Here is a 15,173-nt window from a genome sequence, read left to right on the forward strand (position 1 = left end):
GCCCGGTTACATTCCGAACCCGGAAGCTAAGCCTTACAGCGCCGATGGTACTGCAGGGGGGACCCTGTGGGAGAGTAGGACGCCGCCGAACAATCTTTGGAAGGACCCCTGGTCACCAGCGTTCAGCTGGGACCAGGGGTCCTTTTTGTTTTTGCACTGCGCGCTGGGCACCCGGCTGCGCGAGAATGACTTGCGGTACCGAAGACAGGAGTCACCATGTCCACCAACTCTCCCGACGACCGACCGGAGCGCGACCAGCGGCGACGGGAGGACGGCCGGAGCGACCGCGGCGGTCAGCGCGGGGACCGTGGCGATCGAGGCGGCTTCCGTCGGAACGACCGTGGTGAGCGCCGTGACGATCGCGGCGAGCGCGGTGGCTTCCGACGTGACGACAACCGCCGGGATGACACCCGTCGGGACGACAGCCGTGGGGGCGGCTACGGCCGGCGTGACGACCGTGACCGGGGTGGTTTCCGCCGCGACGATCGTGGTGACCGTCCTCCCTTCCGTCGCGACGACCGTGGTGACCGTGGCGACCGTCCCTCCTTCCGCCGCGACGACCGCGGGGATCGCGGAGACCGCGGTGGCTTCCGCCGTGACGACAACCGGCGCGACGACAGCCGGCGTGAGGACAGTCGTCGTGACGACAACCGGGGCGGCGGGTACGGGCGTCGTGACGACCGCGACCGCGGTGGGTTCCAGCGCCGCGACGACCGCGGAGCCCGTGAGGGCTTCCGGCGGGACGACCGACGCGATGACCGGCGGGACGATCGTCGTGACGACCGCCGGGATGACCGGCGTGACGGTGACCGCGGCGGATTCCCCCGGCGTGACGACCGCGGCGAGCGCCGCGACTTCCGGGACCGCGACCGCGACCGTGGCTTCCGCAGCGACGATCGCGACCGTGGGAACCGCGGTGACGACCGGGATCGCGGCTTCCGCGGTGACGACCGGGAGCGTGACCGTGGGTTCCGGCGGGATGACCGTGGGGGCTTCCGGGGGCGTGACGACCGCGGGGATCGTGGTGGGTTCCGGCGTGACCGTGAGGACGCCGGTCGTGGCGGGCGTCCCGGGTTCCGTCGTGAGGACGGTCCGCGCGGTGAGAGCCGTGGCGAGTTCCGACGGGACGACCGGCGCGATGACCGGCGCGACGACCGGCGTGACGGTGACCGGGGTGGATTCCGTGGTGGCCGTGACGACCGCGGTGGGCGCGGGCCCCGGCGTGACGACCGTGGCGGGCGGCCCGGCGGCGGCTTCCGTGGCGGCCGTGACGACCGACGCGGTGGCGGCGGCCGGTTCCGTGAGGAGCGGGAGCGGGACCGGGAGCCGATCAAGCGCCTGCCGATCCCCGAGGACGTCACCGGGGACGAGATCGACAAGGACGTTCGGCAGGAGCTGCAGAGCCTGCCGAAGACGCTCGCGGAGGACGTCGCCAGGAACCTGGTGATGGTCGCGCGGCTCCTCGACGAGGACCCCGAGGGCGCGTACGCGTACTCCAGGATCGCGCTGCGGCTGGCCTCGCGAGTCGCCGCCGTGCGGGAGGCCGCCGGATTCGCGGCCTACGCCAACCAGAAGTACGGCGAGGCGCTGGCCGAGTTCCGGGCCGCCAAGCGGATGACCGGGAACACCGACCTGTGGCCGGTCATGGCGGACTGCGAGCGTGGGCTCGGGCGGCCGGAGAAGGCCCTGGACATGGCCGGTGCGCCCGAGGTGCACAAGCTGGACAAGGCCGGACAGGTCGAGATGCGGCTCGTCGCGGCCGGTGCGCGGCGGGACATGGGGCAGCTGGACGCGGCCATCGTGACGCTCCAGAGCCCCGAGCTGGCGGCCAGCTCGGTGCAGCCCTGGACCGCGCGCCTGCGCTACGCGTACGCGGACGCGCTGCTGGCCGCCGGGCGTGAGGACGAGGCGCGGGAGTGGTTCGCGAAGGCCGTCGAGGCCGACCGGGACGGCAGCACGGACGCCTCGGACCGGCTCGCCGAGCTGGACGGTGTGGAGTTCCTGGACGTCCTCTCCGAGGATGACGAGGACGAGGACGAGAACACCGATGAGGTTCCGGGTGGCGGTGCGGACGGCGACGCGGCTGCTGACGAGCCGGAGCACAAGGACTGACGTGAGGACTGACGTCCGGCCATGAGCGAGTCGCGTGAGTGAAGGGGGCGGATCCCGGTCGGGGTCCGCCCCCTTTCGCCTGTCGTGGAGCGCGGGTCAGAGGTCCAGCGCGCGCAGGACCAGCCCCGTCGCCGGCTTCGGGCCGAACGACGTCGACTTGCGCGGCATGGTCACGCCCTGCCGGGCCAGGTCGCGGACGACCTCCTCGCGGACCGGGTGCATCAGGACGGCCGTACCGCCGTCGCGCTCGGCCTTGGCGACCGTCGCGGCCGTGTCGTGGATGTAGGCGATGCGGTCGGGGGAGTCGTCGGGGATGTGCCAGACGTGGTCGAGGAGCGTGGCGTGCAGGACCGTCGCGTCCAAAGTGCGCCAGGCCGTGGGCCGGTCGGCCGGGATCGTGCGGGCCAGCAGGTCCGGGTCCGGGCGGTCGACGAGGTGGAAGGCGCCGTCGCCGGCCAGCAGGAACGCGTTGCCCGCGCAGGCCGCGTCCGCCAGTGCCGCCAGGGCCTCGGAGAGCGGCACGTCGAGACGGCATACGCGGAAGCGGCCGTCCAGGGCGGCCACCGCCTCGCCGACCGGCAGGTCGTGCAGGAGGCGGTGGATGGCGCGGACCCGCAGGGGGTAGCGGGCCGTGTCGACGAGGAGGACCAGGCCGTGGTCCCACGGGCTGGGCGAGGGGTGCTCCGTGCGCAGGCGGCGGTAGGTCGCCCAGCGGTGGTGGCCGTCGGCGATGAGAGCCTGGTGGCGGGCCAGGTCGTGCTGGATCGTGGCGAGCTCGGCGGGGTCGGTGACCGCCCACAGGCGGTGGCGGAAGCCGTCCTCCGTGGTGGTCGCGAGGAGCGGGGGCCGATCGGCGGTGCGCTCGATCAGGTCCGCCGTCGCGGCCGACGAGTCGTCACCGCGGTACGTCAGCAGCAGGGGCTCCAGGTTCGCCGAGGTGGCCCGCATCAGGGCCGCGCGGTCCTCGACGACATGCGGCATGACGTCCTCGTGCGGCAGCACGACCCGCTCGGCCGGGTCGGACACGCGCAGGGCGCCGATGAGGCCGCGCTGCAGCATGCCCTCGCCGTCGTGCTGCTCGTAGACGTACAGGCAGGGTTCCGGCTCGGTGGTGAGGATGCCCTCGGCCAGCCAGTGGCGCAGGGTGGCGGCGGCCTGTTCGTTGCGGGCGCCGGCGGTGGCGGCCTGGGGGAGGATCAGGCGGACGATGTTGTGCGGGTCGGAGGATTCGAGGTGGTGCAGGCCGTCGGGGCGCACCACGACGTCGTACGGCGGAGATGTGACGGCGGCAAGGCTGCCGACCCGGTCGGGGTCGTAACGAAGGCCTCGGAACGGGGTGAGTTCCAGGCCTCGGTGCACCGTTGCCTCCGAGTGACCTGCTGTCTTCATCCCGGCATCGTACGGGTGTCGGTGGCATGGGGGATGATCGGGGGAAAGCCGCCGAACCGAGGAGCGATGCGGGATGAGCCGGAGCGTCAGGACGAGGCCCGAGGGCAGTGGGCAGGCCCTGAGCGAGGCCTACGACACGGCACTGCTCGACCTGGACGGGGTCGTCTACGCGGGCGGGAGCGCGATCGAGCACGCGGTCGAGTCGCTGGCGTCGGCCCGCGAGGGCGGGATGCGTCTGGCGTACGTGACCAACAACGCGCTGCGCACCCCGGACGCGGTGGCCGGGCATCTCACCGAGCTGGGCATACCGACGGGCGCGGAGGACGTCATCACCTCCGCGCAGGCGGTCGCGCGGCTGATCAGCGAGCAGGTGCCGCGGGGCGCGCGGGTGCTGGTCATCGGCGGCGAGGGGCTGCGGGTCGCGCTGCGGGAGCGGGGGCTGGAGCCGGTCGAGTCGGCGGACGACGATCCGGTGGCGGTCGTGCAGGGGTACGGCGGGCCCGACCTGCCCTGGGGCCGGTTCGCCGAGGCCTCCTACGCGGTCGCCCGGGGTGTGCCGTGGTTCGCGTCCAACACGGACCTGACGATCCCCAGCGGACGCGGTATCGCGCCGGGCAACGGAGCGGCCGTGGAGGTCGTCCGGATCGCCACGGGCGCCGAGCCGCAGGTCGCGGGCAAGCCGCTGCCGCCGATGCACCGGGAGACGATCCTGCGGACGGGGGCGGAGCGGCCGCTGGTCGTCGGGGACCGGCTGGACACGGACATCGAGGGCGCGTTCAACGGGGAGGTCGACTCGCTGCTCGTCCTGACCGGCGTCACCGACGGGGCGCAGCTGCTGGCCGCTCCGCCGCAGCACCGGCCGACGTACGTGGACGCCGACCTGCGCGGGCTGCTGGGCGGCCAGCCGGACGTCGTCGAGGCGGGCGAGGCGGGCGAGGGCGCGTTCCGGTGCGGTGGCTGGACGGCGAAGGCCGGCACGGACCGGCTGGAGCTCGACGGGGAGGGTGACGCGCTGGACGGTCTGCGGGCGCTGTGCGCCGCGGCATGGTCGGCCGCCGGTGACGGGGAGTGCGGTCTGGACAGCGGGAAGGCGCTGGCGCGGCTGGGGATGTGAGCGCGGGGCGTGGAGGCGAGGGGCGGCCCGGCTCTCGCCTCGTGATCGATTGCGAGGATAGGCTAACCTAACTGCGTGTTGGTCGAGAGTCCCCCCGAACAGCGCGCGGAGACCGCCCCCGCGCCCCCAACCCGACGTGCGGCGCGTGCCTTTGGGCTGCTCCTGTCCGTCGCGATCCTGGTGCTCGTCGCACTGGCGAGTATCGCGATCGGAGCGAAAGAGCTCTCCCTCGGCCAGGTCTGGCACGGCCTGTTCGAGGACTCGGGGAGCTACGGCGACGTCGTCGTCGCGGAGCGGCTGTCGCGTACCGTGCTCGGGCTGCTCGCCGGTGCCGCCCTCGGACTGGCCGGGGCGGTGCTGCAGGCCCTCACGCGCAACCCGCTGGCCGATCCCGGACTGCTCGGCATCAACGCGGGCGCGTCCGCCGCGGTCGTCACGGCCATCACGTTCCTGGGCGTCACCTCGCTCACCGGCTACGTGTGGTTCGCGTTCTTCGGAGCCGCCGCGGTCGGGGCGCTGGTCTGGTTCCTCGGCGGCAGCCGGGGGGCGACACCGGTGCGGCTGGCCCTCGCCGGCACGGCGATCAGCGCCGCGCTCTTCGGCTACCTCCAGGCCGTGATGATCATGGACGACGCGGCGCTCGGCAAGATGCGCTTCTGGACGCTCGGTTCGCTCTCCGCGGCGACCGACTCGACCATCGAGCAGGTCCTGCCGTTCCTGCTCACCGGCATGGTCCTCGCGCTGGCCCTGGCCCGGCCGCTCAACGCCATGGCCATGGGCGACGACACCGCCAAGGCGCTCGGCGCCAACCTGAACCGGACCCGGGCGCTGTCGATGCTGGCCGCGACCGTGCTGTGCGGGGCGGCGACCGCCGCGTGCGGGCCGATCGTGTTCGTCGGGCTGATGGTGCCGCACGTGGTGCGCTCCTTCACCGGGCCCGACCTGCGCTGGATCCTGCCGTACGCGGCGATCCTGTCGCCGGTGCTGCTGCTGGGCGCCGACGTGATCGGCCGGATCGTGGCCCGGCCCGCGGAACTCCAGGTGGGCATCGTCACCGCGATCCTCGGCGGCCCGGTGTTCATCTACCTCGTACGACGGCGGAGGACGGCGCAGCTGTGAAGACCACCAACCGTGCCGCGAAGGCCACCGGCGATGCCGTGAGGAGCGCCGGCACCGCGAAGGCCGCCGGCGGCACCGCGAAGAGCACCAGCCGTGTCGTGCGGACCCCGGGCGGGCTGTCGATACGCCTGGACGTGCGGGCCTTCGCCGTCGTGCTCCTGCTGCTGATCGTGGCGCTCGCGGCGAGCGTGGTGCTCATCGGCACCGGCGACTTCCCGATCCCGGCCGCCGACGTGCTGCGCACGCTGGTGGGCGAGGGCACCGCGGGCCAGGAGTTCATCGTCAACGAGCTGCGGCTGCCGCGGGTCCTGGTGGGGCTGCTGGTGGGCGCCTCGCTGGGGCTGGGCGGCGCGCTGTTCCAGTCCATCTCCCGCAATCCGCTGGGCAGTCCGGACGTGCTCGGCCTCGGCCAGGGGGCGACGGCCGGCGCGCTCACGATGATCGTGCTGTTCTCCGGCAGCGCCAACCAGGTCGCGCTCGGCGCGCTCGCGGGTGGCCTGCTGACCGGCTTCGCGATCTACGTGCTGGCCTGGAAGCGGGGTGTGCACGGCTACCGGCTGGTCCTGGTCGGCATCGGCGTCTCCGCGATCGTCACCGCGGTCAACGGCTATCTGCTCACCAAATCGGACATCGTGGACGCGGCCCGCGCGGTGGTGTGGATGACCGGCTCCCTCGACGGCCGTGACTGGGCGCAGGTGTGGCCGCTGCTCGCCCTGTGCGCGGTGCTCGTGCCGCTCGTGCTGGTCAACGGCCGGGGGCTGCGGATGATGGAGATGGGCGACGACGTGGCGTACGCCCTCGGGGTGCGGGTGGAGCGCGTCCGGCTGCTGCTGATGGTCGCCGCGGTGCTGCTCACCGCGTCCGCGACCGCCGCGGCCGGTCCCGTCAGCTTCGTGGCGCTGACCGCTCCGCAGCTGGCCCGGCGGCTGACCCGGTCGCCCGGGCCGAACCTGCCGGCCTCCCTGTGCATGGGCGCCGCCCTGCTGGTCGTCGCCGACTGGGCCTCGCAGCGGGCGTTCGGCGCCGAGCAGTTGCCCGTGGGCGTCGTCACCGGCGTGCTCGGCGGTGTCTACCTGCTGTGGCTGCTGGTCACCGAACGCAAGGCGGGGCGGATATGAGTACCGGCACCGCAGCGGGCACGAGCGCCCGGAGCAGCAACAGCAGCGGGCTGAACAACCGAAGGAGCACCGTGAACCGTCTGTCCGCCGAGAACGTCACCCTCGCCTACGACCAGCGGGTCATCGCCGAGCAGTTGTCGGTGGAGATACCCGACCACTCCTTCACCGTGATCGTCGGGCCCAACGCCTGCGGCAAGTCGACACTGCTGCGGGCCCTGTCGCGGATGCTCAAGCCGAGCGAGGGCCGGGTCCTGCTCGACGGGCAGGTCATCCAGTCCCTGCCCGCCAAGAAGGTCGCCCGCACCCTCGGCCTGCTGCCCCAGTCGTCCATCGCGCCCGACGGCATCACCGTCGCCGACCTCGTCGGCCGCGGCCGCTACCCGCACCAGGGCATCCTGCGCCAGTGGTCCACCGAGGACGAGCGGGTCGTGCAGGAGTCCATGCGGCAGACCGGCGTGGCGGAACTCGCCGACCGTTACGTCGACGAGCTCTCGGGCGGTCAGCGCCAGCGCGTGTGGATCGCCATGGCGCTGGCCCAGCAGACCCCGCTGCTGCTGCTCGACGAGCCGACGACGTACCTGGACATCCAGCACCAGATCGACGTGCTGGACCTGTGCGCGCAGCTGCACGAGGAGCAGGGGCGCACGCTGGTCGCCGTGCTGCACGACCTGAACCACGCGGCCCGCTACGCCACCCACCTCATCGCCCTGCGGCAGGGCACGGTCATCGCCGAGGGCGCGCCGAAGGACATCGTCACGGCCGAGCTGGTCGAGGAGGTCTTCGGACTGCGCTGCCAGGTCATCGACGACCCGGAGACGGGCACCCCCCTGGTCGTGCCGGCGGCGCGCAAGGCACGGGTGCGGGAGGCGGCCGGGCCGCGGGCCACGGCGGAGACCGGGGCGGAGAAGATCGCCGCCACGGAAGCCTCCTGAGACGGAGAAGGCCGCCGCTACAGCAGTTTCCTGAGGCGGAGCAGGTCCCGCAGCCCCGCGTGCAGCTTCACCCGGCCCGAACCCCAGGCCGTGGCGAAGCTCAGCTCACCGTCGACCAGGGCCACCAGGTCGTCGCCGGTCATGGCCAGTCTGATCCCGGCCTTGTCCGGCGGCGGTCCGGGCACCGTGTCGTGCACCTCGATCCGGCCGCCCCGCATCCGGCCCACGAAGGTGACGTCCAGGTCCGTGATGTGACAGCTCACCGAGCGGTCCAGAGCCGCGGCCTCGCGGACGTCCCCTTCGGCGCGCTGCATGCTGTCCGAGAGCTTGTCGAGTGCGCTGCGGCACTCCTCGATCGTGGCCATCGCGACCGACGGTACCGCAGCGGTTCGCGGTAGCGTCGGGGCATGGACGACGCAGTTCCCCCCGCGGACCTCCCCGCGGACCTCCCGGCGGGCCTCGCGGAGGACCTCCCGGCGGATTGCCCGCAGGAGGCGCGGCAGGCGGAGCCCGAGCCCGACCCGGCCGCCCCCGCCCCCCTGAACGTGCCCCGCACGCCCACCGGCGACGCCGGCGTGGACGCCGCCCTGACCCGGCTCGGCGACGCCGACCACCTCGCCACGGACGGGCACATCGAGGTGTACGAGGATGTACACCGGGGGCTGCGCGACGCGCTGACCGCGCTCGACGTACGCCCGGGACCTCCGGCGCCCCCGCCGCCGCCTGGACCGAGGAGCTGAACCGAACGTGGCAGGAGTCGCACGACGCCGTCTGGACGCGGAGCTGGTCCGCCGCAAGCTCGCGCGCTCGCGTGAGCACGCCGGCCAGCTGATCGCCGCCGGGCGGGTCTCCGTCGGCAAGACCGTCGCGACGAAACCGGCCACGCAGGTGGAGACCGCCGCCGCGATCGTCGTCGCGGCCGACGAGAACGATCCCGACTACGTCTCCCGGGGCGGCCACAAGCTCGCCGGCGCGCTGGAGGTGTTCGTGCCGCAGGGCCTCGCCGTCGAGGGCCGCAGGGCGCTGGACGCCGGCGCGTCGACCGGCGGGTTCACCGACGTCCTGCTGCGGGCGGGCGCCGCGCACGTCGTCGCCGTGGACGTCGGATACGGCCAACTCGCCTGGTCCCTGCAGAACGATGAACGCGTCACCGTCAAGGACCGTACGAACGTACGCGAGTTGACGCTTGAAGCGATCGATGGGGAGCCTGTGGATCTTGTCGTGGGGGATCTTTCCTTCATCCCGCTCGGGCTGGTCCTGCCCGCCCTGGTGCGGTGCGTGAAGCCGGACGCCGACCTGGTGATGATGGTCAAGCCGCAGTTCGAGGTGGGCAAGGAGCGGCTCGGCAGCGGGGGAGTCGTCCGCAGCCCCGAGCTGCGGGCCGAGACGGTCCTGGGGGTGGCCCGGAAGGCCTGGGAGCTGGGGCTCGGGGTGAAGGGCGTGACCGCCAGTCCGCTGCCCGGGCCGTCGGGGAATGTCGAATACTTCTTGTGGCTGCGGGCCGGGGCACCGGAACCGGACCCGGCCGACGTTGACCGCGCAGTGGCGGAGGGGCCGCGTTGACCGAGAACCGAGCTCGTACTGTTTTCCTGCTCGCCCACACCGGCCGGCCCGCGGCCGTGCGCAGTGCCGAGCTCGTCGTGAAGGGGCTGCTGCGCTCCGGCCTCGGCGTGCGGGTCCTGGAGGACGAGGCCCGCGACCTGCCGCTGCCGGACGAGGTGGTGCTGGTCAAGGAGGCGACCCCGCAGTGCCTCGACGGGTGCGAGCTGCTCATCGTGCTGGGCGGCGACGGGACGCTGCTGCGCGGCGCCGAGTTCGCGCGGGCGTCGGGGGTGCCGATGCTCGGCGTCAACCTCGGGCGGGTCGGCTTCCTCGCCGAGGCCGAGCGCGACGACCTCGACAAGGTCGTCGACCGGGTGGTGACCAAGGCGTACGAGGTCGAGGAGCGGATGACCGTCGACGTCGTGGTGCACCAGAACGGCGACATCGTGCACACGGACTGGGCGCTGAACGAGGCGGCCGTGCAGAAGGTGTCCGCCGAGCGGATGCTGGAGGTCGTCCTGGAGATCGACGGACGGCCGGTCACCGGGTTCGGCTGCGACGGGATCGTGTGCGCCACGCCCACGGGATCGACCGCGTACGCCTTCTCCGCGGGCGGGCCGGTGGTGTGGCCGGAGGTGGAGGCGCTGCTGATGGTGCCGATCTCCGCGCACGCGCTGTTCGCGAAGCCCCTGGTGACCTCGCCGGACTCCGTGCTGGCCGTGGAGGTGCTGCCCCACATCCCGCCGGGTGTGCTGTGGTGCGACGGGCGGCGGACGGTGGAACTGCCGGCCGGGGCCAGGGTGGAGGTGCGGCGGGGGGCCGTGCCGGTGCGGCTGGCCCGGCTGCACCACGCGTCGTTCACGGACCGGCTGGTGGCGAAGTTCGCGCTGCCCGTGTCCGGCTGGCGAGGGGCTCCTCACTAACGGGTGACAAGGCCGGGCCGGTCGCAATCCCCGGCCCGGACCTCGTAAGGTCGTGTCCGTGTTGGAGGAGATGCGGATACGGTCGCTCGGTGTGATCGACGACGCTGTCGTCGAGCTGTCGCCGGGGTTCACCGCGGTCACCGGTGAGACGGGTGCGGGCAAGACCATGGTGGTCACCAGCCTGGGGTTGCTGCTGGGCGGCCGGGCCGACCCGGCGCTCGTGCGGATCGGGGCCGGCAAGGCCGTCGTGGAGGGGCGGATCACCGTCTCCCCGGACGACACGGCCGCGCTGCGCGCCGAGGAGGCCGGGGCCGAGCTCGACGACGGTGCCCTGCTGATCAGCCGTACCGTTTCGGCCGAGGGGCGCTCGCGGGCGCACCTGGGCGGACGCAGCGTGCCCGTGGGCGTGCTGGCGGAGCTCGCCGACGAGCTGGTGGCCGTGCACGGGCAGACCGACCAGCAGGGGCTGCTCAAGCTGTCCCGGCAGCGGCAGGCGCTCGACCGGTACGCGGGCGACGCGGTCGCCGTGCCGCTGGCCAAGTACGCCGAGGCGTACAAGCGGCTGCGGGCCGTCTCCGCCGAGCTGGAGGAGATCACCACGCGCGCGCGGGAACGGGCCCAGGAGGCCGACCTGCTGCGCTACGGGCTCGACGAGATCGCCGCCGTCGAGCCCCGGCCCGGTGAGGACGTGGAGCTGGCCGAGGAGGCCGAGCGGCTCGGGCACGCCGAGGCGCTGGCGTCCGCCGCCGCGGCCGCTCACGCCGCTCTCGCGGGCAACCCGGAGGACCCCGAGGGCGTCGACGCCGGGACGCTCGTCGCGGGCGCCCAGCGGGCCCTGGACGCCGTACGGTCGCACGACCCGGCCCTGGCCGCCCTGGCCGACCGCATCGGCGAGATCGGGATCCTGCTGCGCGACGCGGCCGGGGACCTCGCGGGCTACGCCGACGACCTGGACGCCGATCCGCTGCGGCTGGCCGCCGTCGAGGAGCGGCGGGCGGCGCTGACCGGGCTGACCCGCAAGTACGGCGAGGACATCGCCGCCGTGCTGGCCTGGGCGGAGAACGGCGCCACCCGGCTGACCGAACTCGACGGCGACGACGAGCGGATCGGGGAGCTGACCGCCGAGCGGGACGCGCTGCGGGCCGAACTGGGCGGGCTCGCGCAGGCCCTGACGGACGCGCGGACGGAGGCCGCCGAGCGGTTCGCCGCCGCCGTGACCGCGGAGCTGGCCTCCCTCGCCATGCCGCACGCGCGCGTGTCCTTCGACATCCGGCAGACCGAGGACCCCGAGGGCGTCGAGGTCGGCGGGCGGCCCGTCGCCTACGGGCCCGCCGGTGTGGACGAGGTGGAGCTGCTGCTGGCGCCGCACCCGGGCGCGCCGCCCCGGCCGATCGCCAAGGGCGCCTCCGGCGGTGAGCTGTCCCGGGTGATGCTGGCCGTGGAGGTCGTCTTCGCGGGGACGGACCCGGTGCCGACGTACCTGTTCGACGAGGTCGACGCCGGGGTCGGCGGCAAGGCGGCGGTCGAGATCGGCCGGCGCCTGGCACGCCTGGCGAAGTCCGCGCAGGTCGTGGTCGTGACGCACCTGCCGCAGGTGGCCGCCTTCGCCGACCGGCAGTTGCTGGTCGAGAAGACGAACGACGGGTCCGTGACCCGCTCCGGCGTCAAGGTCCTGGAAGGGGAGGAGCGGGTCCGGGAGCTGTCCCGCATGCTCGCCGGCCAGGAGGACTCGGAGACGGCCCGGGCGCACGCGGAGGAGTTGCTGGCGACGGCGCGGGCGGATCTGTAGGAGAGGGCGTCACGGCGCCGGGCGGGTTACCCAACTTCACTCGTGTGGGTGACCCGGCCCGGCGCATTTCCCCGGTGCCGCGCCCCGCGGTCGCGCCGCCGCGGTTCCGTCGTTCCCGGAACCCCCGTACGGCCTGGCATCCTTGGCGGAGTACGCGTGGGAAACCCGCGCCGTGACCGCCCGACCGAACCAGGAGCCCGGCCACGTGACGCCCGTGAGCAGCCACTCACCGCCTGGCCAGTCGCCGCTGCGCACCGTGCAGGTGCTGGGCGGGGGCAATGCCGCCAGCAGTGCGCATGTGCGCTCGCTGGCCGCGGGGCTCGTCGCCCGGGGCGTGAGAGTCACGGTGTGCGCCCCCTCCGAGGCCGATCGCGCCTACGACTTCCGCGGGGTCGGGGCCGACCACGTGCACGTGCCGCGCAGCAGTGACCCCGTGTCGGTGGCGGCGCTGCGGGCGGCCTGCGCCGACGCCGACCTGGTGCACGCCCACGGGCTGCACGCCTCCTTCCGGACGGTGCTCGCGCTCAGCGGGCGGCGCGTGCGGACCCCACTGGTGGTCACGTGGCACGACCGGGCGCACGTCGACGGGGCGCGGGCCCATCTGCTGCGCGTGCTGGAACGCCGGGTCGTCAAGGCGGCCACGGTGGTGCTGGGCACGACCTCGGCGCTCGTGGACCGGGCCCGGCTGACGGGCGCCCGGGACGCACGGCTGGCCGCCGTGGCGCTGCCCGGCCCCCGCGGGCCCGCCGAGCCCGAGGACCCCGACCTGCTGCGGCCCAAGGTGCGGGCCGAACTCGGCGCGACCGGACGGCCGTTGCTCATGGCCGTCGGCTCCCTGGAGCGGCACCGCGGCTACGACGTGCTGCTGGACGCCGCGCGCGTGTGGCGCCGCCTGGATCCCCTGCCCCTGGTCGTGATCGCGGGGGAGGGGCCACTGCGCGGCGAACTCCAGGGGCGCATCGAGGACGAGGGACTTCCGGTCCGGCTCATCGGGCGCCGTGACGACATCGGCGACCTGCTCGCCGCCGCCGACCTCGCCCTGCTGCCGAGCCGCTGGGAGGCCCGCTCGGTGCTCGCCCAGGAGGCCCTCCACGCCGGTGTGCCGCTCGTCGCCACCGACGTCGGCGGCATCCCCGAACTCGTCGGCGACGCGGCCGCACTCGTCCCGGCAGGGGACGCCCAGGCCCTCGCCGCGTCCGTCGTGGACCTGCTCGGCGACCCCGGGCGCCGGGACCGGCTGCGGGAGAAGGGCGCCCGGCAGGCGGCGACCTGGCCGACCGAGGACGAGACCGTTGCCCAGGTGCTCAGCGTCTACGACGAACTGACCCGGCCCCTGCCCCTGGCCTAGCCTGGACTAGAGGGCCTGGGGCACGTGGCGCCGGGCCCGCAGGGCCAGGCTCAGGGCCAGTACCGTCTGCGGATCGTCGAGGTCCGTGCCCAGCAACTCCCCGATGCGCGCCAGCCGGTTGTAGAGCGTCTGCCGGTTCAGGTGCAGCTCCCGGGCCGTCTCCGCCTTGCGGCCCGCGTGGGCGAGGTAGGTCGTCAGGGTGGGCAGCAGCGGCGGCCGGGAGCGGCGGTCGTGCTCCAGCAGCGGCCCGAGGGCCCGGTCGACGAAGGCCGCCAGGTCCGGATCGTCGCGCAGCCGCCACAGCAGCAGGTCGATGTCCAGGCGGCGGGCGTCGAACCAGGGCCGGTCCGGCAGCCCCTGGGCGGCCGTGGCCGTCTCGGCGGCGTGCCGCAGGCCCGAAGCCGCCGCCGTCCAGCCGCCCGCCACTCCGACGACCACCACGGGCGGCTGTCCGCCCGGCCGCAGCATCCCGGCCCGGCCCACCCCGGCCCGCAGCGCCGCCGCCACCCGGTCGGCCACCGCCGCCCGCTCCGCCTCCGCGCGCAGCCCGAGCAGCACCAGCACCCGCCCCTCCACCGGCCGCACCCCGAGCAGCACCGGCATGCCCACCGCCGCCAGTTCCTCCGAGACGGCCCGGGCCAGTACCGCCCAGCCGCCCCCCGGGGAGAGCGCGTCGCCGAGCCGCATGACGACCGGCAGCAGCGGCCCCTCGCCCGGCCGGAAGCCCAGGACCCGGGCCTGTGCCGGGGCGTCCTCGGCGGTGACCCGGCCCTCGGCGAGGTCCGTGAGGAAGTCGCCCCGCCCGCGCGCGGCCAGCTCCTCCTCCTGCCGCGCCTGCATCAGCACCACGGCCAGGATGCCCGCGGCCCGCTCGGCGGCCATCCGGTGCACCGGCGCCAGGGGTGACCGGACCGGAAGCAGCACCAGCCGGGCCCGGACGCCCCCGCTGCCGGGACCGCCGCCCGGCACGTCCACGAACAGCGAGCCGGCCAGCGGCGGTTCGTCCCTGTGCTGGCCGCGCAGCCCCTCCCACACCTGGAGCGGGTCCGCGCCCTCGGGGCCGGCCCCGGCGGCGTACAGCAACTGCCCCTCCGCCGTCTCCAGGAAGACCGGGTTGGCGGCGAAGTCGGCCAGGATGCCGAGCACCTGGGGCACCCCGCCGCCGCTGAGCACGGCCCGCGTGCAGCGGCGGTGCACCTCCTCGGCCCGCTGGAGCAGCGCGTAGTGGCCGTTGACGATCTCGGTGTGGACCTCCTCCGTCACGGTGACGAACGGCACCTCGCGGTGCAGCTGCACCAGCGGCAGCCCGGCCGAGCGCGCGGTGTCGACCAGGGCCGCGGGCAGCCGGGTGAAGCGCGGGCCGAGCTCCACCACCAGGGCCGCGATGCCGCGCTCGGCCAGGGTGCGCACGAACGCCCGCTGCTCGGCCGGGCGGGTGCCGAGACCGTAGCCCGTGGTCAGCAGCAGTTCGCCGCCCTTGAGCAGGGAGGCGATGTGCGGCACCTCGCCGGCGTGCACCCAGCGCACCGTCCGCCCGAGCCGGTCGGCGCCCGCCAGCACCTCGGGCAGTCCGCTGCGCAGCCCCGGCAGCTCCAGCGCCCGCTGCACGGTGATCCCGGCGCCCTGGGTGCCGTAGCCGCTGTCCGTCCCGCTCTCCATGGGCCGGACGCTACCCGGACGGCTGCCCCTCGGACATCTCCGGACGGGCACCGGGACGATCACACCGCGCCGGGCGCGCGGCGGACGCCGCGCGGATTACGGCCCGGCCGGCCGGGTACGGGCGCCGT

14 protein-coding genes and 1 rRNA gene are annotated in these 15,173 nt (G+C 74.3%); 12 read left to right on the forward strand and 3 right to left on the reverse strand.

Annotated features, from left to right (window positions below):
- From rrf to ACIGAN_RS18110, 3 genes are all read left to right on the forward strand, one after another.
- Positions 1-91 (forward strand): 5S ribosomal RNA (rrf, locus tag ACIGAN_RS18100); the annotation flags it as partial.
- A 216-nt stretch (positions 92-307) separates the two neighbouring features.
- The gene (locus ACIGAN_RS18105) at positions 308-1,447 is read left to right on the forward strand and encodes a hypothetical protein (protein ID WP_399859212.1); all 1,140 of its coding nucleotides are present in this window, start codon (positions 308-310) and stop codon (positions 1,445-1,447) included.
- On the forward strand, positions 1,339-2,112 hold the full coding sequence (locus ACIGAN_RS18110; protein ID WP_365737257.1) for a tetratricopeptide repeat protein: 774 nt from the start codon (positions 1,339-1,341) through the stop codon (positions 2,110-2,112). The genes ACIGAN_RS18105 and ACIGAN_RS18110 overlap by 109 nt, the downstream gene beginning before the upstream one ends.
- Positions 2,113-2,208: 96 nt before the next feature.
- Here the strand turns inward: ACIGAN_RS18110 and ACIGAN_RS18115 are convergent, their stop codons facing one another.
- The gene (locus tag ACIGAN_RS18115; RefSeq protein ID WP_399858619.1) at positions 2,209-3,501 is read right to left on the reverse strand and encodes a DUF1015 domain-containing protein; all 1,293 of its coding nucleotides are present in this window, start codon (positions 3,499-3,501) and stop codon (positions 2,209-2,211) included.
- Positions 3,502-3,574: 73 nt separating this feature from the next.
- On the opposite strand from ACIGAN_RS18115, the gene ACIGAN_RS18120 reads away from it, so the two are divergent.
- From ACIGAN_RS18120 to ACIGAN_RS18135, 4 genes are all read left to right on the forward strand, one after another.
- Positions 3,575-4,615, forward strand: coding sequence for an HAD hydrolase-like protein (locus ACIGAN_RS18120; RefSeq protein WP_365737238.1), 1,041 nt, complete (start codon positions 3,575-3,577; stop codon positions 4,613-4,615).
- A gap of 75 nt (positions 4,616-4,690) precedes the next feature.
- The gene (locus ACIGAN_RS18125; RefSeq protein WP_365089743.1) at positions 4,691-5,734 is read left to right on the forward strand and encodes a FecCD family ABC transporter permease; all 1,044 of its coding nucleotides are present in this window, start codon (positions 4,691-4,693) and stop codon (positions 5,732-5,734) included.
- Positions 5,735-5,772: 38 nt separating this feature from the next.
- Positions 5,773-6,852 (forward strand): FecCD family ABC transporter permease, encoded by a 1,080-nt coding sequence (locus ACIGAN_RS18130; RefSeq protein WP_365737255.1) that lies wholly within the window; start codon positions 5,773-5,775, stop codon positions 6,850-6,852.
- Entirely contained in the window at positions 6,849-7,784 is a 936-nt protein-coding gene (locus tag ACIGAN_RS18135; RefSeq protein ID WP_399858622.1) for an ABC transporter ATP-binding protein, read from the forward strand. Before ACIGAN_RS18130 ends, ACIGAN_RS18135 begins: the two co-directional genes overlap by 4 nt.
- A gap of 17 nt (positions 7,785-7,801) precedes the next feature.
- Here the strand turns inward: ACIGAN_RS18135 and ACIGAN_RS18140 are convergent, their stop codons facing one another.
- Positions 7,802-8,149, reverse strand: coding sequence for a sterol-binding protein (locus ACIGAN_RS18140; RefSeq protein ID WP_365089738.1), 348 nt, complete (start codon positions 8,147-8,149; stop codon positions 7,802-7,804).
- 42 nt (positions 8,150-8,191) lie between these two features.
- On the opposite strand from ACIGAN_RS18140, the gene ACIGAN_RS18145 reads away from it, so the two are divergent.
- The 5 genes from ACIGAN_RS18145 (at position 8,192) to ACIGAN_RS18165 (ending at position 13,386) form a co-directional block, all read left to right on the forward strand.
- The gene (locus ACIGAN_RS18145) at positions 8,192-8,524 is read left to right on the forward strand and encodes a hypothetical protein (protein ID WP_399858625.1); all 333 of its coding nucleotides are present in this window, start codon (positions 8,192-8,194) and stop codon (positions 8,522-8,524) included.
- Positions 8,525-8,531: 7 nt separating this feature from the next.
- Positions 8,532-9,347 (forward strand): TlyA family RNA methyltransferase, encoded by an 816-nt coding sequence (locus tag ACIGAN_RS18150; RefSeq protein ID WP_399858628.1) that lies wholly within the window; start codon positions 8,532-8,534, stop codon positions 9,345-9,347.
- Positions 9,344-10,249, forward strand: coding sequence for an NAD kinase (locus tag ACIGAN_RS18155; RefSeq protein WP_094055423.1), 906 nt, complete (start codon positions 9,344-9,346; stop codon positions 10,247-10,249). Before ACIGAN_RS18150 ends, ACIGAN_RS18155 begins: the two co-directional genes overlap by 4 nt.
- Before the next feature lie 70 nt (positions 10,250-10,319).
- Positions 10,320-12,038 carry a DNA repair protein RecN gene (gene recN, locus ACIGAN_RS18160; protein ID WP_365089770.1) on the forward strand — a complete coding sequence of 573 codons (1,719 nt, stop codon included), beginning with the start codon at positions 10,320-10,322 and terminating at the stop codon, positions 12,036-12,038.
- Between the two features lie 205 nt (positions 12,039-12,243).
- The gene (locus ACIGAN_RS18165; protein ID WP_365737251.1) at positions 12,244-13,386 is read left to right on the forward strand and encodes a glycosyltransferase family 4 protein; all 1,143 of its coding nucleotides are present in this window, start codon (positions 12,244-12,246) and stop codon (positions 13,384-13,386) included.
- Between the two features lie 6 nt (positions 13,387-13,392).
- On the opposite strand, the gene ACIGAN_RS18170 is transcribed toward ACIGAN_RS18165, so the two are convergent.
- The gene (locus ACIGAN_RS18170) at positions 13,393-15,045 is read right to left on the reverse strand and encodes a PucR family transcriptional regulator (RefSeq protein ID WP_399858631.1); all 1,653 of its coding nucleotides are present in this window, start codon (positions 15,043-15,045) and stop codon (positions 13,393-13,395) included.
- Positions 15,046-15,173 lie beyond the last annotated feature (128 nt).

Source organism: Streptomyces sp. NPDC085931, from assembly GCF_044540565.1.
GTDB lineage: Bacteria > Actinomycetota > Actinomycetes > Streptomycetales > Streptomycetaceae > Streptomyces.

Coding starts and splice junctions, on each gene's coding strand:
- ACIGAN_RS18120 (WP_365737238.1), top strand. CDS start 3,575: ATGAGCCGGAGCGTCAGGACGAGGCCCGAGGGCAGTGGGCAGGCCCTG.
- ACIGAN_RS18115 (WP_399858619.1), bottom strand. CDS start 3,501: ATGAAGACAGCAGGTCACTCGGAGGCAACGGTGCACCGAGGCCTGGAA.
- recN (WP_365089770.1), top strand. CDS start 10,320: ATGCGGATACGGTCGCTCGGTGTGATCGACGACGCTGTCGTCGAGCTG.
- ACIGAN_RS18145 (WP_399858625.1), top strand. CDS start 8,192: ATGGACGACGCAGTTCCCCCCGCGGACCTCCCCGCGGACCTCCCGGCG.
- ACIGAN_RS18135 (WP_399858622.1), top strand. CDS start 6,849: ATGAGTACCGGCACCGCAGCGGGCACGAGCGCCCGGAGCAGCAACAGC.
- ACIGAN_RS18170 (WP_399858631.1), bottom strand. CDS start 15,045: ATGGAGAGCGGGACGGACAGCGGCTACGGCACCCAGGGCGCCGGGATC.
- ACIGAN_RS18140 (WP_365089738.1), bottom strand. CDS start 8,149: ATGGCCACGATCGAGGAGTGCCGCAGCGCACTCGACAAGCTCTCGGAC.